Genomic DNA, 8,838 nt, shown 5'->3' on the forward strand with positions numbered 1-8,838 from the left:
GGCGTTCAAATAGGCGCGGCGGCGGGACTCGATTAGCAAGGGTCGGCCACTTGTGGATAACTGAAGTGCGCTGATTCTACCGCCCTTCGCTCAAGATCGCCCGCTGTTGATCGATAGTCTTGACCGATACCTTGACGCAAAGAAAAGCGACAGCCCGTCCCGAGAGTGAATCGCATCCCGCGTGATGCAGTACAATCGCGGCTTTTAATCGCCAACCAGCCGGCCATTCCGATGATCGAACCCAAGCGCGTCTTGCGCGCCCTCGCTGAACACTGGGCACTTCTGGAGCCACTGTGCGAGCACTTCGACCAAGGCACCCTGAGCCTCAACGAACTGCGCACGCAACTGGCCGCCCAACAACTGGACAGCACGCCGCAGGACATCACCAGTCTGCTCGACGTGTGGATTCGCCTCGACATTCTGGTGCCCGTGGCCAAAAGCCCGAACCGTTTCGAGCTGAACGCGCAGATTCACGACTTCCTCGCCTACCTGCGTCGGGAACACCGACTCGGCCTGTGCCTGGAAATCGAAGCTTACCTGCGTCACCTCGAGCGTCTGGCCGGTTACATCCAGGATGCGTTCGACATTCGCGACGGCAATGATCTGGCGCGTCAGCTGCGCCTGCTCGACATGCGCGTGCGCGACGTTCTGAAGAAACTCGACAATGACGAACAGGCACTGGTGGCCGTGGCCGAGCGGGCCAAGACCAGCGACCGGCAGATTCCGCTGCGTCAGCGTTACGCCGAAGTACTGGCGACCTGGGACGAATACGTCGAGCCGATGATTGATCTGGTGAACGCCGACGGCGCCTTCGAACAAGGCGTACGCAAGGTCGAAACCGTGCTGCTGAAGATGCTCAGCGAACAGCAGCGCCTCGGCCATCTGGTCGATGACGACATGCTGCTGCGCACCCACGCGCGCATCCTCGAGATGCAGACCAGCGCCCAGCTGACCCTGCGTCATGCCCGGGAATTGCTGCTGCCGTTGCGTGAAGAAGCTCGCCGGCACAACGCCGTGACCCGTGGTGCTGCGCTGGCGCTGGCCGCGATCCGCCGCAAAGGCATCGACGCCGTACCGCAAGCCGCGATGCCGCTGTTCACCCGGCCGCAAAGCACCTTCCTTGGCAGCGCCAGTCAGGTCGAGGCCTACGTCTACGCCCTCGCCCGTTTCGAGCCGAAACCGGCGCGCTTCCCCAAGGCGCACAAGACACAGAAAGGCGAAGCCCCGCGCGCACCGCGCACGGTGCGCGAAATGGTCGACCGTTGCGAAGAATCCCTGCCAATGCCGGATCTGATGACTTGGCTGCTGGAGCAGGAACCGGACGGCGCGACCGACGAATTGCTTTACTGGTTCTCGCGCCTGTCGCGGGAAAAACGCTTCAAGCGCGAGCGTCTGGAACGCCGCGAATACCACACACACGAGCACCAGGTCAGCCTGCGCTCCTTCGCCCTGCTCTCGGCCGGCGAGACCGCCGCCGAGGATTCTGCGAGCATCCCCAATGCATCTTGATCTTTCCGAACTGTCGCAACTCGCGCCGATCTTCCGCGAGCTGTTCAAGGGTTACCACGTCAGCCGCCGCGATCCGGAGCTGTACGCGCAACTGTCGAACTTCCAGGACCAGTACCGCACGCTGTTCAAGGCACTGGGTTTCGAACTGGTCTGCGACACCCGTGGTTTCTACTATTTCGTGCCGGACATGGCAGCAGCGGCGGTGAACAAGACCGCTCAGCGCCTGGCGCTGTTCACCTTCATCCTCGTCGAGCATCTGGCCGATCAGGGCCGCGATCCGATCGCTGTGCTCGACGGCGGCAGCCTCGGCCGCGAAGAATTGCCGTCGCTGCTGGAAAAGTACCGCGACCTGTTCATCCAGGCCGAAGTACAGACCGTTGAAGAGCTCGAAGAAAAGATCATGCGCCGCATGACCCAGCTTGGCTTCGCCAGTGAAGAAAACGGCGTGTACCGCTTTCTGCCGCCGATGCACCGCTTCCTCGACGTCTGCCTGTCGGTTCAGCAGGACCGCGATCTGGCGGCCAGCGTTCACAGCGTGCTGCCGCTGCCGGCACCGGTGCTGATCGACGAAGAGGCCGAGGCCAAATTCCTCGAGACCGACGATCCACTCGATCTCTCCGAATTTGAGGAAGAGAGCGAAGAAGACGCACTGGCCCGCGCCATTGCCGAAGAACAGGAGTCCGACGCATGAGCCAGGAACGCTACGGCATCCGCCGCTTTGCCCTTTTGAACACCGCCGGTTACAGCCTCGGCCTGTTTCCGCTGGAAGAACCGCTATCGGTCTACGGCGCGAACAACCTCGGTAAATCCGCCTCGATCAACGCCTTGCAGTTCCCGATCCTGGCGCGCATGTCAGACATGAGTTTCGGCAAGTACAGCCTGGAACAATCCCGGCGTTTCTACTTTGCCTCCGACACCAGCTACATCCTCGTCGAAGTGAACCTGCCCCACGGCCCGCACGTGATCGGCGTGGTCGGTCGCGGCCCGGGTGGCGGTTTCGGTCACCAGTTCTTTGCCTACGCCGGCAAGCTCGATCTGGCGCACTACCAGAAAAACGACACCTGCCTGCGTCAGAAAGAACTGTTCAGCAACCTTGAAAAGGAAGGCCTGAAAGCCTACGAACTCAAGCCTGATGAACTGCGCCGTTTGCTGGTTGGCGGTCATACGTCGATCCCGCTGGATCTGACCCTGATCCCGCTGCGCTCCACCAGCGAGCAGAGCCTGAAGACTTTCCGCGCGCTGTTCATCAACCTGCTGCACATGCGCGAAATCACCGCAGCCAAGCTCAAGCAATTGTTCCTCGATGCCTTCGAACACAGCCTGCGTTCCGGCAGCGTCGATTACATCGCCGCGTGCGAAGAAGCTTTCCGCGACGTGCGTCGCATGGAACAGGACTACAACTCGCTGGTTGCGGCCGGCCCGCTGGTCGAAGCCTTGGCCAACGGCGTGAAACAGCGCGACGTGCTGCGCGGCAAGCTGCATCGCCTGTCGCCACTGCTCGATTCGTTGCTCGGCACCTGGTCGGATTACGCCGGTGCGCGCAAAGAAGAACTGGCGATCCAGGCAGAACATTACCGTCGCGAGCAGGACGATCTGCAAAACGATCAGCGCGGTGGCACCCAGGAGCTGATGCGTCTGGAGCGGGAAATCTCCGGCATCCAGCGCTGGCTCGGTGAGTTGTCGGTGCTGAAAAACCGCTTTGCGCTGGTCGATGACGTCAAGGTACTGGAGCAGCAACTGCTGGCCGCCAAGGATGCTCACGATGAACTCGCCGGTGCGCTGGCGCAGTCCCGTCAATTCAGCGCCGAGGATCTCGAAGAACGTCTGCGGGATCTGGAAAAACGCCTGAAGTCGGTGAAACAGCAACTCGATCACGCCGACAACAACAGCTACGCCCGCCTGCGTGAAGAGTTCTCGCAACAGGACGTCGAACGCCTGATGCGTCTGTTCAACAGCGCGCTGTTCAGCCTGCCGCTGGGCGAACACGGCATCACCCTCGACGAGGACGGCGAGTGGGTCAAATCGGTCGAGCTGATCCTCGACGGCTTCAAGGGCGAGCGTTTCGAAGTGCCGGGTCTGTCGATCGACATCTCGCACATCGAGCCGCCGGCCCTGCAAGCGCTGGCCGACCGTGCCGCGCTGCGTGATCAGAAAGAGCGTCTGGAAAAAGAACTCAAGCAACTGAAAACCCAGCAAGCCGTGGCCGCCGACCGCGCCGCGAGCAAGACCCAGACCGAAGCGCTGTACCAGCAGGTGCTGGATGCGCAGAAAGCTTTGGAAGACTTCCGCCGCACCCAGACTCTGAGCGCCGAAGAAGGCGACAAGCTGGAGCAACTGGCGCAGATGGAAGCCGCGCAGGACGAACTCAAGCGTTCCAGCGATGCGTTCACCGAGCGCGTCCAGCAACTGTCGGCCAAGCTGCAACTGGTCGGCCGCCAGATCGCCGACATGGAAGCCAAGCAACGCACCCTCGACGATGCCCTGCGTCGCCGTCAGTTGCTACCGGCGGATCTGCCATTCGGCACGCCGTTCATGGATCCGGTCGACGACTCCATGGACAACCTGCTGCCGCTGCTCAATGACTATCAGGACAGCTGGCAAGGCTTGCTGCGTGCCGATGGCCAGATCGAAGCGCTGTACGCGCAAGTGCGCCTCAAAGGCGTGGCCAAGTTCGACAGCGAAGACGACATGGAGCGCCGTCTGTCGTTGCTGATCAACGCTTATGCGCACCGTACCGACGAAGCCCTGACCCTCGGAAAGGCGCGTCGCGCAGCCGTGACCGATATCGCGCGGACCCTGCGCAATATCCGCAGCGACTACGACAGCCTCGAGCACCAACTGGCGCTGTTCAACCGCGAGATCAACAAGCGTCAGGTCTCCAACCTGCAGAGCTTCCGCATCGTGCTCGCGCCAAACAAGGAAGCGCTCAAGCACATCGACCAGATCATCCACAGCGCCGGTCAGTACGAAGAAGGCGAAACCCTGTCGGTGTTCGACCTGAGCCAAAGCGCGGAACAGGACAACAAGAACGAAGAGGCCAAGGAATACCTGGCGCGTCTGGTGGCGGCGAACCACAACCAGCTCGGCCTCAAGGACTTGTTCGAACTGGCGTTCGAGATCACTAAGGTCAACGGCCAGCCGGTGATCCACACCGACATCGATGGCGCGGCGTCCAACGGCACCACGATGACCATCAAGGCGCTGACCAACATGTACTTGTTGCTGCACTTGATGGATCGCGACCTGGCCGGTCGCGTGCGCCTGCCGTACTACCTCGACGAGGCGGCGGACATCGACGAGAAGAACCAGGCAGCATTGCTGGAAACCAGCCTGCAACTGGGCTTCGTGCCGATTCTGGCGAGCGTGAAGCCGCAGGTCTGCGCCAGTGTCGCCATCGACCTGGAAGGCGGCAGCGGCCCGGCCGGCATCTACATCGACGAGGCGGACTGGAAATACATCCGCCGTCACGATGTGGTGAAAGCCACCGTCAATGTCGAAGCGGACGAGCCGGAGCTGGATGCGGTTTGATGCGTAACTGACGGGCACAAAAAAGGGCCGCGATCCATTGGATCGCGGCCCTTTTTCATGGGCTCGGGATTATTTGCCGAGGGGGATTTTCGGCGCCCAGGTCAGCCATTCGTCTTCGAACTTGTCGAACAGCGCGAAGGTCTGTTCAGCCCGAGCCGGGTTGCCCATGCGCTCACCGTCCGGCGTGGCGAAGGCGATACCGCCCTGAATCGCCGTTTCCAGAGACTCAGTGCGTACCGTCACGCCCTTGAACAGGCCGATATCGAATCCGACACCGCTGGTGTTCCAGAAGCGGCTACCGCTACGTACCAGTGGCGCGTACTTCGGCTCGATCAGGATGTGCACCAGTACCCGATCGGCAGTCTGGCCCAGTTCATAACCGGTGACTTTACCCACGGTGATTTCGCGGTAAGTCACTGGCACACCCGGTTTGAGCGAACCGCGACGAGCGGCGCTCAAGACCACGCTCAAGCCTGCTTCCTGCTTGGCCAACTCTGGCGGATTGTCCAACGCCACGAAGTTCTTCTGCGGGCCGAGGTTCTTGGCCGCCGGTTGCACTTCGAGATATTGGCCGGTCACCAGGGTTTCCAGGTTCGAGGTTTTGATCAGCCCCAACTCCGGTTTGACCACCCAGAACTGACTGCCGACCCGGGCAATCTTCTCCGGCACTTCTGTTATGCGCGCGGTGAGGATCACCGATTGCAGGTCATCGGTCAGGTCGACGCTTTCGATCTTGCCCACATCCAGGCCTTTGAAGCGAATCGGCGTGCCGCTGCGCAAACCGTCGGCACGGTCGACCTTGATGGTGATCACCGCGCCCTTCTGATTCGCGTCATCATGATTGGCGAACAGACGGAAGCGCGGAATCCGCTTCTGCAGCGGAGCCTTGGCTTGCGGCGTTTCGAACGCGATGCCGCCGGCCATCAGGGTCTGCAACGACTCACTCTTGACCTGAATGCCGCCGGTCAAGCCGCCGGTCAACGTGACCCCGCTGACGTTCCAGAACCGGGTCGAGGCGTTGACCAGGTTTTCGTATTCCTTCTCGATGTGGACGCCGATCACCAGTTGCTTCCGGGTCTTGGAGAACTGATAGCTCTGCACCGAGCCGACCTTGACCTGCTTGTAGAGGATCGGGCTGCCGACATCGATTGAGCCGAGCGTATCGGTGAACAGCACCAGGTGCAGACCCGGTGAACGGAGGTCCAGCGGCGGCGCTTTCGGCCGGGCTTCGAACTCACGCTGCGGAGCGCCGCCCTTGTCGCCTGGGCGCACGGCGATGTAGTTACCTTTGACCAACGCTTCCAGACCGGTGATGCCGGCCAGGGAAATCGACGGCTTGACCACCCAGAACTGGGTGCCGGTGACCAGATACTCTTCAGCCAGAGGATCGAGGGTCAATTCAGCGGTGGCGCTGGACAGATCCGGATCGATCTTCAGCGCTTTCAGGTTACCGACCTGAATGCCCTTGTACATCACCGGGGTACGCCCGGCCTGCAGACCTTCGAAATCACTGAGTTTGACCTTCACGCGGATGCCGGCGGCGGCCGCATCGAAGTCTTCGTAGAGGCGGAACGGCAGGCTCGGATCGGTCGGCGGACTGTCCTTGCGGTTCTCCGGCGTAGCGAAGGCAATACCGCCGGCGACGATGCTGGCCAGGGATTCGCTGCGCACTTTCACCCCGGACAGGTTGGCGTCGATGCTGATGCCGCTGGCGTTCCAGAAGCGCGTATGTTTACGCACCAGTTTGGCGTAGGTCGGCTCGATGAACACTTTGAGTTCGACAGTGCTCTGGTCTTCCGACAGCACGTAACTCTTGATCTGGCCAACCTTGATCTGCTTGTAGAACACGGGGCTGCCACGGTTCAGCGAACCCAGGCGATCAGCCTTGATCGTCAGGTGCAGTCCGGGTTTGGAGTCCGACAGCGGCGGCTCTTCGGCCAGGGCCTTGAACTTGCGGGTCGGCTCGCCTTCACCCGGGCTGATCGCGACATAGTTACCCGATACCAGGGTTTCCAGACCGGTGATACCAGCCAGTGTCACACTCGGTTTGACCAGCCAGAAGCGGGTACTGGTCTTCAGGTATTGATCGACATCCTTGTTCATTTCGATGGTGGCGATCACGCCTTTGGTGCCGCCTTCGTCGTCGAGCTTGAGGGCTTTGACCTTGCCGACGGGCATGCCTTTGTAGACCACTTCGGTCTTGTTGGCCTGGATACCTTCACCGCTTTCGAAGCGCACCTGAATCTCGATGCCGGTTTCGTTGTAGGCACGCCATCCCAGCCAGCCGCCGATGATCAGGGCAATCAGGGGCAGTACCCAAATGGCAGACCAGTTCGAAGCCGGTCGGGTTTTCGCTACAGGCAAATCAGTCATGGTCGGCGTCCGACTCCGTGTTATCCCAAATCAGTCGGGGATCGAAAGTGACAGCGGCGAGCATCGTCAGAATCACCACACTGGCGAAGGCGATGGCGCCAAGATTGGCTTCGACGCTGGCAAGCCGGCCGAAGTTGACGACCGCCACCAGAATGGCGATCACGAAAATATCGAGCATGGACCAGCGGCCGATGAACTCGATGAAGCGGTACATCCAGATCCGTTGACGTGCGGACAAGGGCTGGCGGCGCTGCACCGAAAACAGCAACAGCGCGATACCCACCAGTTTGAATGTCGGCACCAAAATACTGGCGATGAACACCACGGCAGCGATCGGAATCATGCCGTGCTGCACCAACTGGATCACACCGGACATGATCGTGCTCGGATCACCCTGGCCCAGAGAGCTGACTGTCATGATCGGCAGTACGTTGGCCGGGATGTAGATAATCGCCGCAGTGATCAGCAACGCCCAAGTACGCGCGAGACTGTTCGGGCGCCGCGCATGAACCAGCGCACCACATCGGGTGCAGGTCTGCACATCGCTGTCGGCATCCTGCCTGTTCAGTTCGTGGCATTCGGTACAGATCAGAATGCCCGCATCAATCGCCCGCATGGGCATCTTCTCCTGATAACGCCTGCCAGATCTGGTGCGGTGACATCACCACTTCGAGCCAGACCTGAACCAGTAACAAGCCGATGAAACACGCCAGACCGAGGCCCACGGTGATGGCCGCCATGTCCGCCAGTTTGACGATCGCCACCAGGACGCCCATGAGGTAGACCTCAAGCATGCCCCAGTCTTTGAGGTGGTGATAAATACGGTAGAGCAACAGCCCATAACTGCGCCCGATGTTGAAACTGATCGTCAGCAACACCATCAACTGACACAGAAGTTTCAGCAGTGGAATCGCCATGCTGCACAGGAATACGACGACTGAAACGCCGCGCATATCGGTATTGAACAGGCCGATAACACCGCTCCAGACAGTGTCCTGCGACGATTGCCCCAGAACATTGAGCTGCATGATGGGCAAAAAGTTCGCCGGCACGTAGAGCAGCAGTGCGGCAATGACCAGGGCTAGACTGCGCTGCACCACGTTATGGCGGTGGGCGTACAGTTCGTAGCCACAACGTGGGCAGAGGGCTTTTTCGCCGTGGGCAAGCTTGGGCTTGCGCATCAGCAGATCGCACTCATGACAGGCCACCAAGTCATCCAGCGGTAATTCTGACAGCCCGGGGGCGTCAACCGAATCTGACATAAGGGCTCTGACTCCGAAAAAGTTGGGATCTATTCTAGTGTTCTGATTCGAAAATAACTGTGCAAATTTGTTCGCCGACGGCGAGCAAAAACTTTCCCGCGGGCAAAACAAAACCCCAACTGCTTTCGCAATTGGGGTTTCGGAATTTAATCTTGACGATGACCTA

Annotated in this window: 6 protein-coding genes; 3 read left to right on the forward strand and 3 right to left on the reverse strand. The window is 60.3% G+C overall.

Going from position 1 to position 8,838, the window contains the following annotated elements; genetic code table 11:
* Window positions 1-231: 231 nt before the first annotated feature.
* The 3 genes from mksB to mksF are packed head-to-tail and all read left to right on the forward strand — an operon-like array spanning window position 232 to window position 5,037.
* A complete protein-coding gene (gene mksB, locus AC3WRD_RS22335) occupies window positions 232-1,509 on the forward strand; it encodes an Mks condensin complex protein MksB (protein WP_173861360.1) in 1,278 nt (425 codons plus the stop codon).
* Window positions 1,499-2,200: an Mks condensin complex protein MksE gene (gene mksE / locus AC3WRD_RS22340; protein WP_047599132.1), complete on the forward strand. Its 702-nt coding sequence runs from the start codon at window positions 1,499-1,501 to the stop codon at window positions 2,198-2,200. Before mksB ends, mksE begins: the two co-directional genes overlap by 11 nt.
* A complete protein-coding gene (gene mksF / locus AC3WRD_RS22345) occupies window positions 2,197-5,037 on the forward strand; it encodes an Mks condensin complex protein MksF (protein WP_102621194.1) in 2,841 nt (946 codons plus the stop codon). Before mksE ends, mksF begins: the two co-directional genes overlap by 4 nt.
* A 69-nt stretch (window positions 5,038-5,106) precedes the next feature.
* Here mksF and AC3WRD_RS22350 read toward each other — a convergent pair whose 3' ends face one another.
* From AC3WRD_RS22350 to AC3WRD_RS22360, 3 genes are read right to left on the reverse strand one after another with little or no spacing between them, the layout of a single operon-like run.
* The gene (locus tag AC3WRD_RS22350) at window positions 5,107-7,410 is read right to left on the reverse strand and encodes a PqiB family protein (RefSeq protein WP_102621193.1); all 2,304 of its coding nucleotides are present in this window, start codon (window positions 7,408-7,410) and stop codon (window positions 5,107-5,109) included.
* A complete protein-coding gene (locus tag AC3WRD_RS22355) occupies window positions 7,403-8,026 on the reverse strand; it encodes a paraquat-inducible protein A (RefSeq protein WP_011335949.1) in 624 nt (207 codons plus the stop codon). Before AC3WRD_RS22355 ends, AC3WRD_RS22350 begins: the two co-directional genes overlap by 8 nt.
* Entirely contained in the window at window positions 8,013-8,672 is a 660-nt protein-coding gene (locus tag AC3WRD_RS22360; RefSeq protein ID WP_102621192.1) for a paraquat-inducible protein A, read from the reverse strand. The genes AC3WRD_RS22355 and AC3WRD_RS22360 overlap by 14 nt, the downstream gene beginning before the upstream one ends.
* Between the last annotated feature and the right edge of the window lie 166 nt (window positions 8,673-8,838).

It is taken from the genome of Pseudomonas sp. FW215-R2 (genome assembly GCF_058789255.1).

Coding starts and splice junctions, on each gene's coding strand:
- mksB (WP_173861360.1), top strand. CDS start 232: ATGATCGAACCCAAGCGCGTCTTGCGCGCCCTCGCTGAACACTGGGCA.
- mksE (WP_047599132.1), top strand. CDS start 1,499: ATGCATCTTGATCTTTCCGAACTGTCGCAACTCGCGCCGATCTTCCGC.
- mksF (WP_102621194.1), top strand. CDS start 2,197: ATGAGCCAGGAACGCTACGGCATCCGCCGCTTTGCCCTTTTGAACACC.
- AC3WRD_RS22350 (WP_102621193.1), bottom strand. CDS start 7,410: ATGACTGATTTGCCTGTAGCGAAAACCCGACCGGCTTCGAACTGGTCT.
- AC3WRD_RS22355 (WP_011335949.1), bottom strand. CDS start 8,026: ATGCGGGCGATTGATGCGGGCATTCTGATCTGTACCGAATGCCACGAA.
- AC3WRD_RS22360 (WP_102621192.1), bottom strand. CDS start 8,672: ATGTCAGATTCGGTTGACGCCCCCGGGCTGTCAGAATTACCGCTGGAT.